This is a genomic window from Lactobacillus sp. WILCCON 0149 (assembly GCF_057197965.1).
In genome coordinates, this window is record NZ_JBUBHO010000001.1 from 787,423 (window position 1) to 803,368 (window position 15,946).

Genomic DNA, 15,946 nt, shown 5'->3' on the forward strand with positions numbered 1-15,946 from the left:
CGTGGGATTATTTGATCGAATCAAAAAGAGCCTGTTTGGCCAAAAAGACGAAGAAAAGCCAGAAGAAGTCAAGGCTGACCAGGAAGAAGCCGCAAAAGAAAGTGCTGAAGCGGAAAATGAGTCAGTAGCAGAAAAGGCTGAAGAAGCAGTAGCAGAAGAAACTACTGAAGAGACCAGTGAAGAAACTACCGAAGAAAAAAGTGTAGAAGAAACTAAAACTTATGAAGAAACTGTTGAAGAAGAAACTAAATCTTCTGCTGAAGAAGAAACAGAAACTACAGAAACAGCAGAAGAAACAGTTGAAGAAAAGACCACTGAACCCGCAGAAGAAACAGTTGAAGAAGAAAAGACTGAAGCTGAAGAGGAGACAACTGAACCTGCAGAAGAAAGTACAGAAGAAAAAACTACTGAGCTTTATGAAAAGGGACTGGAGAAGTCCAACAAGGGTTTTGGTGCCCGCCTCAACGCCTTTTTGGCCAAGTTCAGAACGGTTGACGAAGACTTCTTCGACGACTTGGAGGAATTGCTGATTGAATCTGACGTGGGCTATGAAACCAGTGAAGAACTGACTGACCAACTCAGAGAAGAAGCCAAGCTGCAAAAGGCAAAGAGCCGGGATGACTTGAAGCGGGTCATCGTCCAAAAGCTGGTGGAAGTCTACGACGAAAATGCCAACAGCGAAAATGAAAAGCTGGCTTACGATCCTAACGCCAAGCCAAATGTCTACCTCTTCGTTGGTGTTAACGGGGCGGGCAAGACTACTACGGTCGGCAAATTGGCCAAGCGTTTCCATGACCAGGGCAAGAAGGTCCTTTTGGTCGCTGCCGATACTTTCAGAGCCGGCGCGGTTGAGCAGCTGGTTGAATGGGGCAAGCGGACCGGGGTTCCAGTCGTAACTGGCCCGGACAAGGCTGACCCGGCTGCCGTGGTTTACGACGGCTTAGAGCGGGCGATTGCTGAAGAGGCTGACTACCTCCTGGTTGACACGGCCGGCCGTTTGCAAAACAAGGTCAACTTGATGAACGAATTGGAAAAAATCCAGCGGACCATCAAGAAGCGCCTGCCCGACCAGCCGGCTGAAACTCTCCTGGTTTTGGACGGGTCAACTGGGCAAAATGCTCTCCTGCAGGCCAAGGACTTTGACAAGACGACCAAACTGACTGGCTTAGTCTTGACCAAGCTGGACGGGTCTTCCAAGGGTGGGGTGGTCCTGTCCATCCGCCACGAAATGAAGCTGCCTGTTAAATTGGTTGGCCTGGGCGAAAAGGCTGAAGACCTGGCCGACTTTGACGCGGCCAACTATGCCGTTGGCCTCTTCCACGATCTGCTGTAATTTTTTCAAAGAAGCTAAGTTAGAATTAGAGGATTAAAAAGAAAAATGAAAGACGATGCATGTACTTCAATTTTAGTCGGCAAAAAAGCTGCCATGGATGGCAATAACTTGATTGCCCGCAATGACGACACCTTTTCTCCTTTAAACCAGCAAAAGTTTGTCGTTAACCCGGCAGTTCACGGGGAAAAGGGCCGCAAGATCAAGTCCTGGCTGAACAAGTTCACGATGGACTTGCCGGAAGACGCCTACCGCTATCCAGCCGTGCCTAATGTCGACTACAAGAAGTACGGCTACTATGAAGAAAGCGGCATCAACGAAAAGAACGTGGCCATGTCAGCTACTGAGTCAACTTACGGCAATGAACGCACTCTGGCCTTTGACCCCTTGGTGGTTGATGGTTTGGACGAAGATTGCATGGTCAATGTCGTCTTGCCTTACATCGATTCAGCCAGAGGCGGGGTCAAGCGCCTGGGCGACTTGATCGCCAAGTACGGGTCAGCTGCCGGCAACTCAGTTCTTTTTTCCGACAAGGATGAAATCTGGTACATGGAAATCGTGACCGGCCACCACTGGGTCGCCCAAAGAATCCCGGACGATGCCTACGCCATCGCCGCCAACCGGGTCTCCATCCAGGAAGTTGACTTTTCTAAGCCGGATGACTTCATGTGGAGTGCAGGAATCCAGGACTTTGTTGCCAAAAACAAGCTTAACCCCGACCTGGAAGGCTGGAACTTCCGTCATATCTTTGGCACTTTCACCGAGCAAGACCGCCACTACAATACTTCCCGTGTCTGGTACGGGCAAAAGATCTTGAACCCAAGCATTGACCAGGACCCGGAAGACCCTGACCTGCCATTTATCCGCCGGGCAGAAAAGAAGATTAGCAAGGAAGACATCGAATATATCCTGGGTTCTCACTACCAGGACACGGTCTACGACCCATTTGCCGTCAAGGGCAGTGATGAAGAACACCACCGCTACCGGCCAATCGGCCTCAACCGGACGCAAAACGCCCACATCCTGGAAGTTAGAGATGACCAAGCAGATGGCGTGGCTGGAATCATGTGGCTCTGCATTGGTGGGCCGACTTTCACCCCCTTTGTGCCTTTCTTTACCAACATGAATGATACTGACCCGTCTTATAACGATACTTCCCTGGAATACCGGCAGTCAGATGCCTGGTGGTTCTACAAGTCTTTAGCGGCTCTGGTGGAAAGTCACTATTCTCACTTCGTTCAAATGGACGCCAAGTACTTGACTGAACTGAACCGCTACTTCCGCTGCCGGGTGGCTGAAGTGACTGACCAGGTCCAAGGCTTATCCGGCGAAGAACTGACCGCCTTTTTGACCAAGGCCAACCAGGAAACGGTAGCCTACTGCCGCCAGGAAAGCGAGAAGTTCTGGGGCGAGCTCTTTAAGGAGGCCATCAAGCTGTCCAAGCTGACTTTCAATATGGATAAAAATCTTTAAAAAGTACTGCACTTGCAGTGCTTTTTGCTATACTGGTAACCAGGTGAAAAAGATGGATGAATTAAGCAAAAACGAAACTCTGGGTGACCTGTACGCCATGTACGGTGCCTTGCTCACCCAGGGCCAGCAGGATTATTTTGAAGATTATTACTATAACGACCTGTCTTTAGGGGAAATTGCCGACAACCGGCATGTTTCAAGACAAGCGGTCTATGACAATTTACGGCGCAGCGCCAAGTCTTTGGAAAAATACGAAGACAAGCTGCAGCTCCTGGCCAGTTACAGCCAGTTGGAAGACGGCATCAGCCAGGCCTTAGCCAGCTTGCAGGCAGGCGACCAGGAAGCAGCCAAAATGCAGCTGGAAGACTTGCTGCAGGTAATTAGAGGAGAATAAGATGGCATTTGAAAATTTAAGCGAACGTTTGCAGAAGGCCCTGCGCAACTTGACCGGGAAAGGGAAGATCTCTGAAGAAGACATCAACGCTGCCTCCCGGGAAATCCGCCTGGCCCTGCTTGAAGCCGACGTCAACTTCAAGGTGGTCAAGGACTTCATCAAGACCATCAAGAAGCGGGCCCTGGGCCAGGAAGTGCAGGAATCACTGACTCCAGGCCAGCAGGTCATCAAGATCGTCAACGAAGAATTGACCAAGATGATGGGGGAAGAAGCGGTCGGCTTGAACAAGTCCCCGCATATCCCAACCGTTATCATGATGGTCGGTCTGCAAGGTACTGGTAAGACCACCACGGTCGGCAAACTGGCCAACCGCTTGATGAAGGAAGAAAAGGCCCGGCCGTTTTTGATCGCCGGCGACATCTACCGGCCAGCCGCCATTGACCAGCTCAAGCAGATCGGGGCGGACTTGAACGTGCCGGTTTTCAGCGAGCCGGATGAAAAGAACGTGGCCAAGATCGTGGAAGACGGTCTGGCCGAAGCAGCCGTCCACAGAAACGACTACGTGATCATCGACACGGCCGGCCGGCTGGAAATCGATGAACCGTTGATGAAGGAACTGGAAGAAGTCAAGGCAGTCAGCCACCCGGACAACATCCTTTTGGTAGTTGACGCCATGACTGGGCAAGCTGCTGCTGACGTGGCCAAGACTTTTAACGAACGCCTGGACGTCACTGGGGTTGTCTTGACCAAGCTGGATGGTGACACCCGGGGCGGGGCAGCCTTATCCATCAGAGCTATTACCGGCAAGCCGATCCTCTTCACCGGGCAAGGGGAAAAGCTGACTGACCTGGAAGTCTTCCACCCGGATCGGATGGCTTCAAGAATCCTGGGCATGGGGGATATGCTGACCTTGATTGAAAAGGCCCAGCAGGACTACGATGCCAAGCAGGCAGAAAAAGTTGCCCAGAAGATGCGGGAAAACAGCTTCGACTTCAACGACTTCATTGACCAGCTGGAACAAGTGCAGAAGATGGGGCCGCTGGATGAAATCATGAAGATGATTCCGGGCATGGCCAACAACCCGCAGCTGAAGAACTTCTCAATCGATGAGAAGCAGATCGCCCACACCAAGGCGATCGTCTACTCTATGACTCCAGCAGAAAGAGAAGACGAAAGCCTGCTCAACCCGAGCCGGCGCCGGCGGATCGCGGCCGGTTCCGGCGTGCCGATCGTGGAAGTCAACCGGATGATCAAGGAGTTCAAGACCGCCAAGGACATGATGTCCAAGGTGACCAAGGGCAATTTCAAGGACCTGGAGAAATTGCCTGGCATGAACAGCCCGATGGCCAAGATGGCCATGCGGCGGATGGGGAAGAGCTTCAAGAAGAAGAAGGCCAAGAAAATGAAGAAAGTCAAGCGCTTCCACTCATAATTTTTAAAAAAGAGCAGGCTGTTAAGTAAAAATACTTTACAGACTGCTCTTTGGGTGTTATAGTATAACTATTGAAATTTAGGAGGACTAATTAATGTCAGTTAAGATTCGTATGCGCCGTATGGGTGCTAAGAGAAAGCCATTTTACCGGATTGTTGTAGCAGATTCACGTGCACCTCGTGACGGCCGCTTCATCGAAGAAGTTGGTTACTACAACCCAGTTTCACAACCAAAGGAATTGAAGCTTGACGAAGACAAGATCTTTGAATGGTTGAAGAAGGGTGCACAACCTTCAGACACTGTTCGTTCACTTCTTTCAGGCGCTGGCTTGATGGCTAAGTTGCACGACGAAAAGTACAACAAATAATTGGAAAAGGTTTGGGGCACTAGCTTCAAACTTTTTTTATTTGAAAAGGAAAAAACAAACAATATGAATTACTACAATGTTGGCAAAATCATCGCGACCCACGGCTTGAAGGGTGAAGTCAAGGTCGCTTTGACCACCGACTTTCCGGAAGACCGTTTTAGGACTGGGTCACGTCTCTACCTGGGCGATGGCAGCCGGGAAGTGACGGTCGCTGCTGGCCGGCCCTTTAAGCAGTTCTGGCTGGTAACTTTTGAGGAAATCACTGATATCGACCAGGCTGAAAAGCTGAAGGGAACGGAAATCTTGATCAGCGAAGAAGACCAGGGGGAACTGCCTGATGGGGTCTACTACTACCGGGACCTCTTGGGCTGCAAGGTGCTGGACGATAAAAGCGGGGAAGAAATCGGCGAATTGACTGATATCGAAGCTCCAGGCGCCAATGACATCTGGGAAGTAACTGACGAAAACGGCAAGAGCTTCTGGCTCCCATACATCCCGCAAGTCGTTAAGAGCGTGGATATTGCTAAAAAAGAAGTCCGGGTTGAATTAATGGAGGGCTTGAGATAGTGAACATCAACGTATTGACCCTTTTCCCTGAAATGTTTACCCCCTTGCAGGTATCCTTGCTGGGCCGGGGGCAGGAAGATGGCAAGTGGAAGTTGAACCTGGTTAACTTCCGCGATTTTTCAGACCGGCCGCACAAATCCGTCGATGACACTCCTTATGGGGGCGGGGCCGGGATGGTTTTGCAGGTGATGCCAATCAAGAAGGCCTTAGATTCGCTTGAAAACAAGGGCAAGGTCATCATTACGGCTCCTCAGGGGAAGACTTTCAACGAGCAGATGGCTCAAGAGTGGTCCAAGGAAGAAAATCTGACCTTTATCTGCGGGCACTTTGAAGGCTTTGACCAGCGGGTTTATGACCTGGCTGACGAAACTGTCTCCATCGGCGACTACGTTTTGACTGGCGGGGAGCTGCCAACCATGAGCATGATCGACGCCACTGTCCGCCTTTTGCCAGGAATCTTGGGCAATGCCTTGTCACCAGTTGAAGAATCCTTCTCAGACGGCCTGTTGGAATATCCGCAATACACCCGGCCAGCTGATTTTGAGGGGCAAGAGGTGCCAGATGTCCTCCTTTCAGGCAACCACGGCAAGATTGACGAATGGCGGCACTACCAGGCCTTGAAGGCCACTAAATTGCACCGGCCGGACCTGCTGGAGAAGCGGAATTTGACGCCAGAAGAGGTCAGAATGCTGCGGCAGATCAGAGCAGACGAGCAGGCAGAAGACTAACTAAGGAATAGGTGATTAGATGACGCTGCAATGGAGAAAGCTTTTTTCCAACCGGATCCTGGACCGGGGAAGGGACTACTGGAAAAGGGACTGGGTCTACGCGCCCAGCTACAGCGAATTGCCGGCTGGCATTCACTGCCGGGTTGGCAAGCCAGGGAACAGCTATGATGTAACGATCGACTTCTCTGACGACTGGAGCGAGATCAAATGGATGGACTGCGACTGCCCCTACGCTGCTGAAGGCTACAACTGCAAGCACGAGGCAGCTTGTTTGTACGCCACGGAGCTTTTTATCGAAGGGATGCAGGCCATCCAGGAACCCTTGACCAGTGATTTGACAATTGACGAGCGCAAAAAGCGTCAGAAAGAGATAATTGACAAAGTATATGGAATGGGCCAGAAATACGTCAATTATATTTTTGACGCTGGCAAGATCCTTGAATCTGTCGACTTTGACCCGGTCCTTTGGGAGCGGATCAATAAAAATCCTGCCTTGGCCAATTTGGGATTTGTCAAGGTGAGTGAAGATGGTGAGCAGCTTCTGACCGCTAAGTCATTCGGCCAGTTTTCTCCCCGTACAGGTCAAGACGAAGAAGCCGAGGTCAAGGTCAGCCCGGATAAAGTGATCGAGCTGAAATGCACTTATGACGAATGCCAGCAGGACCAGATCACTGGACCTTGCCGGCATGAAATTGCCCTTTTGCAGAAGCTGGTCTATATAATCATGCGGGAAAACCCGGGTGAAGTAACTGACTATCAGGCAGACCAGGCCCTGACCAGGGCAGAGATGCTGGAAGAATTTGACCAAGATGCCTTAGAGGACGTTAAGCTTTTGGCCCAGCTGGAAAGCGAGCTTGGCGGATCTTTTTTAGTCAAGTTTAAAGTCGGCAAAAAGCGGCTCTATGTGGTGAAAAACATCGAGACCTTCGTAAATGACGTTATAAACTGGCGGCCAATTTCCCTGGGGAAAGAAGAAGTTTTGCTGTCACCGGATTCTTTTGACCCGGCCAGCCAGCGCCTGTTCAGCTTTTTGGCCACGATCGCGGCCGATGGTGCCGATATATACGGGGAGACAAAAAGAAGCATTGAGATTGCTTCTGGCCGGATTGACAGCTTTTTCGCGGCAGTTGAAGGCAGCGAAGTTGAAAACTTGGACAATAAGCAGCTTGTCCCAGCCAAGCGGGGCGAACTGGAAAAAGCTGAGCTTGAGATCGACGAGTACCAAGGCCGGGGGATCAGCATTACCGGGACTTGCCCGCCGGTTCTCCGGGGGATCCGGGCCAGCTACCAGCTGACCGATGAGGCATTTGTAGCTAGCAAGCTTGGTAATACCCTCTACGCCCTTTTTGGCAATAAAGAAGACATTGACGCAACTTTTGACTTAAACCAGCTGAGCCAATTCAAGGCCACTGTCCTGCCCCTTTTGAAAAAATACAGCAACTTGACCATTAGCCCGGCTGCCCAGCAGCTTTTAGAAGAAGCAGGAGGACTGGAAAAGAGCCAGCTGCGCCTGGATGTAGAGGGCGATGAAGTAGTTGGCCAGGCCCGAGTCTTTTACCAGGGTAAATCGCTTCGCTTGGGCGAAAGCGGGGAGCGGGCAGTTAAGCGGGACTGGTACAAGGAAAAGAAGCTGGCTGAGCTTTTAGAGAAATTTTTTGACCTGGAAGACGGCGACTGCTGCTTGGACAAGGGGGATGACGACGCGGTATACCAGCTTTTGCAAGGGATGCCGAAGTTGCTTTCCGCCTTTGATGAAGTTGAAGTCACCCCGGCTTTTAAAAAGCTCAAGTTTAAAGACAAGCTGAATCTGGCTTTTGGCCTTTCCTTAAGTGACGGGCTTCTGCACCTGGATCTGAAAAGCGACCTCACGCCAGAAGAATTGGCGGAAGTTCTCAGCCAGTACAAGGACCGGAAGAAGTACATCCGCTTGAAAAACGGCAACTTTGTTAACCCGGCCAGCCAGGACTTGGCAAAGCTGGCTCTTTTGGCCCAAAATCTGGATTTAAGCGCCAAGGATTTTGGCAAAGAGCAACTGGAAATGCCGGCCTACCGGGCCCTTTACGTCGACCAGCTCTTAAAAGAGCAGGAGATGGGCGAAATTGAAAGAGACGACCACTTCCAGCAATTGATCAACGACTTTGACCAGAAAGAAGCGCCGCTAAAATTGCCAGAAAGTCTGGACAAGATCCTCCGGCCCTATCAAAAGACCGGGACGGCTTGGATGAACCGGCTGGCCCAGCATGGCTTTGGCGGGATTCTTGCGGATGAAATGGGCCTGGGCAAGACCCTGCAGGTGATCAGCCTCCTGGCCAGTCAAAAGGACAAGCCAAGCCTAGTCGTGGCTCCGGCCTCTTTGGTCCTTAACTGGGAAGCGGAGTTTAAAAAGTTTGCCCCGGAAATGAAGACCCTGGCTTTAGCCGGCTCTAAGAAAGAGCGCAGCGAGCAACTGGCTGATTTGAATGATGTCGACGTTGTGATCACTTCTTATGACCTGCTTAAGCGCGATATTGCCAACTATGAGCCGCATACTTTTGTCTATGAAGTAATCGATGAGGCGCAGATGATCAAAAATCCGCGCACAGCCGCGGCTAAGGCGGTTTCTGTTGTCAAGGCCAAACACCGCTTTGCCCTGACCGGGACACCGATTGAAAACCGCTTGAGCGAGCTTTGGAGTATTTTTAACTTCGTCATGCCGGGCTTTTTAAAGAGTTACCGGGAATTCAAGAAGGATTTTGAAAGCCCGATCGTTAAGGAAGATGACCAGGACTGCCTAACCCGGCTCAGCCAGATGGTTGGTCCCTTCATCCTCCGCCGCTTGAAAAAAGACGTCCTCAAGGACCTGCCAGACAAGCTGGAGGAAGTTCGCTACGTCGGCATGGGAAAAGAGCAGAGAAAGCTTTATGACGCTGAAATTGCCCGCTTGAAAAAGAAAGTCATGGCTGAGGACGATGAGGGCATCAAGCGCGAGCAGATTCAGATTCTGGCGGCATTGACCAGAATCAGGGAAATCTGCTGCGACCCAGGCCTGCTCTATGAAGACTACAAGGGTGAATCTGAAAAGCGCCTGGCCTGCGTGGATTTGATCAAGAGCGCGATTGACGGGGGCCACAAGGTCCTGCTTTTCTCCCAGTTTACCAGCATGCTGGACCTGCTGGAAGAAAGCCTTAAAGCAGAGGAAATCGGCTTTTTACGGATCGATGGCCAGACTCCTAAGGCCAGACGGCTGACTTTAGTCAACGTCTTCAACCATAAAGACAGTCCGGCTAAGGTCTTCTTGATTTCCCTTAAAGCCGGAGGGACGGGCCTTAACTTGACCGGGGCGGATACCGTCATTCACTATGACCCATGGTGGAACGTGGCGGCCCAGAACCAGGCGACTGACCGGGCCCACCGGATCGGCCAGGAAAAGAAGGTAACGGTCTACAAGCTGATTGCCAAGGATACGGTTGAGGAAGCTATTTTGGACTTGCAGGAAGCCAAGAGCCAGCTGGCCCAAGGTATTTTGACGGCAGAATCTGTTTCCAGCGCCAGCCTGCAAAAGGAAGACTTGCTCAAGATTTTGGACTAAAGAAGCTTGCTTTGCCTGGCCAAAGATGGTATTCTATTAGACGTGGTATTTTGCCAATAAAGATTAGGGGTGTTCCGCTGGCCCAGAGAGGTTGATGAATGCCGTAGAAGGAGAAACAATAATGGATCCATTAATTCAAGAATTGACTAAAGAACAACTTCGTGACGACATGCCTGAATTCCGTGCCGGGGACACTGTTCGTGTTCACGTACGTGTTGTTGAAGGTACTCACGAACGTATCCAGATCTTCGAAGGTGTCGTAATCAAGAAGAAGGGGACTGGCATCGGTGCTACTTACACTGTTCGTAAGATCGCTTCCGGCGTTGGCGTTGAACGGACTTTCCCAGTTAACACTCCACGTGTTGCCAAGGTTGAAGTTACCCGTCACGGCCGCGTACGTCGTGCTAAGCTTTACTACCTGCGGACTCGTAGCGGTAAGGCTGCTCGTATCGCAGAACGTCGTCGTTAATTCTGACAACGAATCTGAAACTGCTTTGCATTTTGCAAGGCAGTTTTATTTTTGCGCGTTTTGGAACTAACGTTCGAAAAATCGTGCTATAATTATGATAAAAACAGCAAGGAGGGGCAGGCATGCGCTTGGCGGAAGTAGCCGACTACATTCAAAGCAAATATGGAATTGAGGCCAGCTATGTCGACCTGGCTGGGCAAACCCTGGCCGCGGTCACGGTCCCAGGAGCAAACGAAAGCTTCGCCCTGCTTCTTAAGAAGGACGGCCGCGAAACGGTTGAACTGAAATGCGGGTCATTGGCTAAGTTTTTGGCTGCCCAGCCGGCTTTTGGGCCGGCCATCTTTATGCAGGATCCGGCCTGGATCAGCGTTGATTTAGCAAATCCCGATTTAAACGACCGCTTCTTTTACAAGACCCTGGATTCTGCCTACCAGAGTTCCCGGCCGCTGGAAGCGGTGAAAAGTACTGTAGAAGAAAAGAGCCAAGAGCATGAAATCTACCTGCTAGACGATGAGGGAGAAGACTTCCAAGAAGAAGTGATCCCAAAGCGGCCAGCCTTTTTCAAAGACAGCGACTTTGACCGTCTGCTGGCTGAGAAGGGCAAGCCCGTGGTTCCGGAAGGGATCAAGCAGATGCAGGAAAGTTACGACTATCTGGCTGTTCCCCGGCGGGAGAGCAATTTTTACCGGCAGGGGATGCTGATGGCCAATTATGAAGATGACTTTGGTAAAATGGTCCCAATTAACAAGCAGCGGCCAGTCTACCATGATCTGAATGTTGACCAGTTGCGGTCCTATTTTTCCTGGCGGACCAAGTTCCGGCAGGGCAAGTACAAGCCTGTTTCTAGCGCCTATATTTACCTTCTGGCCAGTGAATTGGTCTGTCAGATTGGGGTTAAGGATAAAGCCGACGGTCTGCGCCAACTGCGCCTGCTTTTTGCCAAGTGCGCGGAGCAAAAAGATATTTCCACCAGTTGGCAGCAAAAGCACATTCTGCAGAATTACCTGGTCTATTATGATTTTCCGCTTGATGAAGTCCGGCCAGCCTTTGAAGACGAGCTGATGCGGGGGGAAGTTTATCATAATCTCCTGTCTGCTGAAGCAAGCGGGCAGGAACTCTACCAAGCCATCTGCTGCTTGTCTTCATATTTGCCCAAGAACAATCCCTTGCTGAAAAAAGAGCCGGAGAAGTTTTATGAACTTTTGGGCCAGGTTTGGCAACAGGTCCGCTTGAACCCTTACCAGCTGCTCAAGCTTTTGGTGGGGGGAAAGACCATTTTTCCGGTAGAAATGTTTGCTGACACGGTCTTCTTCAGCCTTGATCCGGTAAAAGAGGCTGAGCTTGTTTTAGGCCCTGGCCTGGTCTACCGCTGCCAAGGCGGGCAGTGGAGTAATGAAGTCTACTGGCCTTCCAGCCGGCAGAGGCAGCTTTTGGCCAATTTCATGCATGAATTTGACCGCTTAAGCCGGCAGGCTTTTAAACAGGGGCGGGCCCTAAAAGAAAAAGACCTGCCCCCGGCTTTTAAACAGGCAATCGTGCAAGGAATTGCCGACTATCAGGAAATTCTGGCTGAAAGAACCCGGCCAAAGGTTAAAATCAACCTGGCCAGCTTGGACCAGATCCGGGCCGATGCCGCTGAAACCAAGGAAAGCCTGCTGACTGAGGAAGAGCGGCAGCTGGAGGCGGAAGAAGCTGAGATAAGTAAGCAAGTAACTGATTCTTCTGCTGCAGAAGAAAAGCTGACAAAGGACATCGATGAAGCGGCTGCCAGCGACCTGGGCTTAAACGATACTGAGCAAAAGCTCTTGCTGGCCATATATAATGATCAGCCCTACCAGGACTTTTTGCGTCAGCAGCACCTGCTTTTAAGCGTAGTCGTGGACCAAATTAATGAAAAGATTTTTGACGAAATCGGCGATGCCGTAATCGACTGCGATGGCCAAAAGGCGGAAATCGTGGAGGATTACCGAAGCGACCTCGCTGACTTATTAGGAATTGAGGAGAAATAGTGGAGCAAAAGAAACGGATTCCCAAGCGGATTGCCCAAACAGTTATCAGTTCACTTAAAGGCGGGGTAGTGCCTCGGATCGGCCTGCCCTATATTACAGTGGGCCGGAAGGCGGAAATCGCGGCCCTTTTACATGACGTCGACTTAGTCAAAGAAGGCGGGGCTTCCTTCCGCTTCGTCGTGGGCCGGTACGGGTCGGGCAAGAGCTTTTTGCTGCAGACCATCCGCAATTATGTGATGGACAGGAATTTCATCGTCTTAGACGCTGACCTGTCCCCGGAACGCCGCCTGCAGGGCAGCAAGGGGCAAGGTTTAGCTACCTACCGGGAACTGATCCAGAACCTGGCAACTAAAACCCGGCCGGAAGGCGGGGCCTTAACTTTAGTTTTGGACCGCTGGATCAACAATGTCCAAACGGCAGTAGCCAGCGAAATTTCTTTTGATGACCCCGGCTTTCAGACCGCTGTTGACCAGAAGATCGTCAGCCAGATTTCTTCTTTGAGTGAAATGGTGCATGGCTATGACTTCGCCCAGCTTTTAGAGCGCTACTACCATGCTTACCTGGCTGGTGACGAAGAGACCAAAGGAAAGGTAGTTAAATGGTTCAGAGGGGAATACCGGCTGAAAACCGAGGCCAAGCAGGACCTGGGCGTCAACATTATTATTTCTGACGAAGACTGGTACGAGTACTTGAAGCTTTTTGCCGTCTTCTTCCGCCAGGCTGGCTACAGCGGCATGTTCATCATGGTCGATGAATTAGTCAACCTCTACAAGATTCCCAACGCCATCTCTCGCCAGTACAACTATGAAAAGCTGCTCAGCATGTATAATGATGCCATGCAGGGCAAGGCCAAGTACCTGGGCATTATTATGGGGGCCACGCCGCAAGCGATCGAAGACCGGCGGCGGGGGGTTTACTCTTATGAAGCCCTCAGGTCCCGTCTGGCTGAAGGCAAGTTTGCCAAAGAAGGGCAGCGGGACCTGTATGCCCCAGTTATCCGCCTGGAGCCCTTGACCGCTGAGGAAATGCTGGTTTTAACTGAAAAGCTGGCTGACATGCATGCCAGCCTTTACGGCTATGAACGGACGATCAGCGAAAAGGATCTGGCTGATTTCATCAAGATTGAATATGGCAGAGTCGGCACGAGCAGCATGATCACCCCAAGAGAAATTATCCGGGACTTTATTGAGCTGCTGGACATTGTCTTGCAGAATCCTGGCCAGACCGTGCAGAGCCTCTTAACAGACGGGGATTTTGCTTATACTGAGCCAGACGCCGTGTCAGATGAAAAGACCAGCGATTTTGCTGAATTTACGATTTAAGATTTGCTTAGGGAAGTTTGTTTATGGATACTTTTTCCCGCTATGCTCCCTTCATCCAGGACTATATTTATTCCCGGGGCTGGGAGACCTTGCGGCCCCTGCAGACGGCAGCGGCCCAGGTGATTTTTGATACGGATGACAATCTGCTTTTGTCGGCTTCGACTGCTTCGGGGAAAACCGAAGCAGCCTTTTTTCCCATCTTGACAGATTTGGCGGAAAATCCGGCTGACTCCATTGCCTGCCTCTATATCGCCCCTTTAAAGGCCTTGATCAATGACCAGTATGACCGGTTAAAAGACATCTGCGAAGGCAGTGACGTCCCGGTTTGGCGCTATCATGGGGATGTTTCGTCTTCTCAAAAGCGGAAAATGTTCAAAAGGCCCCAGGGGGTTTTGCAGATAACGCCGGAGTCTTTAGAGAGCCTCATGATCAACAAGCACGCGGATATTCCCCGCTTATTTGGCGACTTGCGCTATGTCGTCATCGACGAGCTGCATTCATTTTTAAGAAGCGACCGTGGCGGGCAGACCTTTTGCCTCTTAGAGCGTCTAAACCGGCTGGCGGCCGTTAAGCCGCGCAGGATTGGCCTGTCAGCTACTATCGGGGATCCAGGGGCGGCTGGACAGTTCTTAGGGGCAGGATCAGGCCATAAGACCAGGATCCCTAAGGTTAAAAGCCAGCCCCAACGCTGGCGCTTGTCAATGGAGCACTTTTATAATAGCGGTGAGCAGGCAGGCGAGCATTCTGCCCTGCCGGCCCAAGCCGTTTTAGCTAAGGCCAGCGACCAGGCTCCAGAATTAGCTGATCCGGGTCTGGCCTATATTTTTAACCATACCCGTGGCAAAAAGTGCCTGGTTTTTACCAACAGCCGGGAAGAATGTGAAGCTGTTTGCCAAGTTTTGCGGCAGTATTGCGAATATAAGCACGAACCAGACCGCTTCATGATCCACCACGGCAACCTGTCCGCGGCTCTCAGGCAAGGGGCGGAGGACATCATGAAGGATGAAGACGCCAACGTTACGACCTGTGCGACGGCTACGCTCGAACTGGGCATTGACGTCGGCCAGCTAGAGCGGGCCTTTCAAATTGAAGCGCCCTTTACGGTTTCCGGCTTTTTGCAGCGGATGGGGCGGACCGGCCGGCGGGGCAACCCGGCAGAAATGTGGTTTGTCATGCGCGAAGAGCAGGCCGAAAGCCGGGCCATGCTGCCGGTCTTGATTCCTTGGTCACTTCTGCAGGGGATTGCCCTGGTTGAGCTGTATTTACAAGAGCGTTGGGTTGAACCGCCAAGAGACCACCAATTGCCTTACAGCCTCCTTTACCACCAGACCATGTCCACTTTGATGGCCGGCGGGGAGATGAGCCCGGCAGAACTGGCCTCCCGGGTCTTGACCCTGTCCTACTTCCGCTGGGTCAGCCAGGATGACTATAAAGTTTTGCTCCGCCATCTGATCAAGACCGACCAGATCCAGCTGACGGAAAATGGCGGTTTGATCGTTGGCCTGGCTGGCGAGCGGGTTACCAACAATTTCAAGTTTTACGCCGTTTTCCAAGAAAATGAGGAATACAGCGTTCACGCTGAGTCTGAAGAACTGGGGACGATCGTCAAGCCGCCGCCCTTGGGGGAAAAAATCGCCATTGCCGGCCATGTCTGGGTGGTTGAAGAAATCGACCGCCGCCGGCGGCAGGTCTATGTCCACCAGGTCAAGGGCCGGATTCCGGCTTACTTTGGGGATGTAGCGGGCGACATCCATCCCAAAGTCCTCCAGCAGATGAGGAAGATTCTGGCAGAGGAGCGTCAGTATCCTTACTTGATGAAAAACGCGGCTGCCCGTTTGAGCGAAACCAGGGCAATGGCGCAAGCGGCCGGCCTGCCAGGTAAGCAGCTGGTCAATTTGGGAGCTAAAACCTACTGCCTGTTCCCTTGGACGGGTTCTTATGCCTTCCTGGCTTTGGAGCGCTTCTTGCGCCTTAAGTGCGCAAGCCGCTTAGGGCTGAAGAATTTTGACTCAGTCCGGCCCTACTACATCCAGTTCAGCATGGATGTCAGTGAAGGAGACTTTTACCAGATTCTGGCTGAAGAAGCCGCGAAAGACTTTGACCCCTTGGACCTGCTCTATCCTAAGGAAGTGCCAGTTTTTGACAAGTATGACGAATACCTGCCAGATGACCTGGTCAGAAAAGAATTTGCCTATAGCGTCCTGGATTTGGCTGAAATGCGGCGGGCAATCGGAGAGATTACGAGACAAGAGGGCTGAAAAAGATGTACAATAATGTCTAATAATCA

General features: G+C 51.4%; 12 protein-coding genes. All 12 read left to right on the forward strand.

Annotation, left to right across the window (positions count from 1 at the left end; all coding sequences use genetic code 11):
- Position 1 precedes the first annotated feature (1 nt).
- Positions 2-1,333 (forward strand): signal recognition particle-docking protein FtsY, encoded by a 1,332-nt coding sequence (gene ftsY, locus ACYVUV_RS03770; RefSeq protein ID WP_439776328.1) that lies wholly within the window; start codon positions 2-4, stop codon positions 1,331-1,333.
- A 45-nt stretch (positions 1,334-1,378) separates the two neighbouring features.
- Positions 1,379-2,803 carry a C69 family dipeptidase gene (locus ACYVUV_RS03775; RefSeq protein WP_439776327.1) on the forward strand — a complete coding sequence of 475 codons (1,425 nt, stop codon included), beginning with the start codon at positions 1,379-1,381 and terminating at the stop codon, positions 2,801-2,803.
- 52 nt (positions 2,804-2,855) lie between these two features.
- Entirely contained in the window at positions 2,856-3,197 is a 342-nt protein-coding gene (gene ylxM, locus ACYVUV_RS03780) for a YlxM family DNA-binding protein (protein ID WP_439776326.1), read from the forward strand.
- Between the two features lies 1 nt (position 3,198).
- Positions 3,199-4,629 carry a signal recognition particle protein gene (ffh, locus tag ACYVUV_RS03785; protein ID WP_439776325.1) on the forward strand — a complete coding sequence of 477 codons (1,431 nt, stop codon included), beginning with the start codon at positions 3,199-3,201 and terminating at the stop codon, positions 4,627-4,629.
- A gap of 94 nt (positions 4,630-4,723) precedes the next feature.
- Entirely contained in the window at positions 4,724-4,996 is a 273-nt protein-coding gene (gene rpsP, locus ACYVUV_RS03790) for a 30S ribosomal protein S16 (RefSeq protein WP_002879737.1), read from the forward strand.
- A 63-nt stretch (positions 4,997-5,059) separates the two neighbouring features.
- Positions 5,060-5,563, forward strand: coding sequence for a ribosome maturation factor RimM (gene rimM / locus ACYVUV_RS03795; RefSeq protein ID WP_439775138.1), 504 nt, complete (start codon positions 5,060-5,062; stop codon positions 5,561-5,563).
- Complete coding sequence (trmD, locus tag ACYVUV_RS03800; protein ID WP_439775137.1) at positions 5,563-6,291, forward strand: tRNA (guanosine(37)-N1)-methyltransferase TrmD; 729 nt, start codon at positions 5,563-5,565, stop codon at positions 6,289-6,291. Before rimM ends, trmD begins: the two co-directional genes overlap by 1 nt.
- A 19-nt stretch (positions 6,292-6,310) precedes the next feature.
- Complete coding sequence (locus tag ACYVUV_RS03805) at positions 6,311-9,859, forward strand: DEAD/DEAH box helicase (RefSeq protein WP_484498998.1); 3,549 nt, start codon at positions 6,311-6,313, stop codon at positions 9,857-9,859.
- A gap of 121 nt (positions 9,860-9,980) precedes the next feature.
- Positions 9,981-10,328 carry a 50S ribosomal protein L19 gene (gene rplS / locus ACYVUV_RS03810; protein WP_003612033.1) on the forward strand — a complete coding sequence of 116 codons (348 nt, stop codon included), beginning with the start codon at positions 9,981-9,983 and terminating at the stop codon, positions 10,326-10,328.
- Between the two features lie 122 nt (positions 10,329-10,450).
- Positions 10,451-12,337, forward strand: coding sequence for a TerB N-terminal domain-containing protein (locus ACYVUV_RS03815; RefSeq protein ID WP_484498999.1), 1,887 nt, complete (start codon positions 10,451-10,453; stop codon positions 12,335-12,337).
- Entirely contained in the window at positions 12,337-13,659 is a 1,323-nt protein-coding gene (locus ACYVUV_RS03820) for an ATP-binding protein (protein ID WP_439776237.1), read from the forward strand. Before ACYVUV_RS03815 ends, ACYVUV_RS03820 begins: the two co-directional genes overlap by 1 nt.
- Positions 13,660-13,682: 23 nt before the next feature.
- The gene (locus ACYVUV_RS03825; RefSeq protein ID WP_439776236.1) at positions 13,683-15,917 is read left to right on the forward strand and encodes a DEAD/DEAH box helicase; all 2,235 of its coding nucleotides are present in this window, start codon (positions 13,683-13,685) and stop codon (positions 15,915-15,917) included.
- Positions 15,918-15,946: the final 29 nt, after the last annotated feature.

Coding starts and splice junctions, on each gene's coding strand:
- ACYVUV_RS03775 (WP_439776327.1), top strand. CDS start 1,379: ATGAAAGACGATGCATGTACTTCAATTTTAGTCGGCAAAAAAGCTGCC.
- ylxM (WP_439776326.1), top strand. CDS start 2,856: ATGGATGAATTAAGCAAAAACGAAACTCTGGGTGACCTGTACGCCATG.
- ffh (WP_439776325.1), top strand. CDS start 3,199: ATGGCATTTGAAAATTTAAGCGAACGTTTGCAGAAGGCCCTGCGCAAC.
- rpsP (WP_002879737.1), top strand. CDS start 4,724: ATGTCAGTTAAGATTCGTATGCGCCGTATGGGTGCTAAGAGAAAGCCA.
- rimM (WP_439775138.1), top strand. CDS start 5,060: ATGAATTACTACAATGTTGGCAAAATCATCGCGACCCACGGCTTGAAG.
- ACYVUV_RS03805 (WP_484498998.1), top strand. CDS start 6,311: ATGACGCTGCAATGGAGAAAGCTTTTTTCCAACCGGATCCTGGACCGG.
- rplS (WP_003612033.1), top strand. CDS start 9,981: ATGGATCCATTAATTCAAGAATTGACTAAAGAACAACTTCGTGACGAC.
- ACYVUV_RS03815 (WP_484498999.1), top strand. CDS start 10,451: ATGCGCTTGGCGGAAGTAGCCGACTACATTCAAAGCAAATATGGAATT.
- ACYVUV_RS03825 (WP_439776236.1), top strand. CDS start 13,683: ATGGATACTTTTTCCCGCTATGCTCCCTTCATCCAGGACTATATTTAT.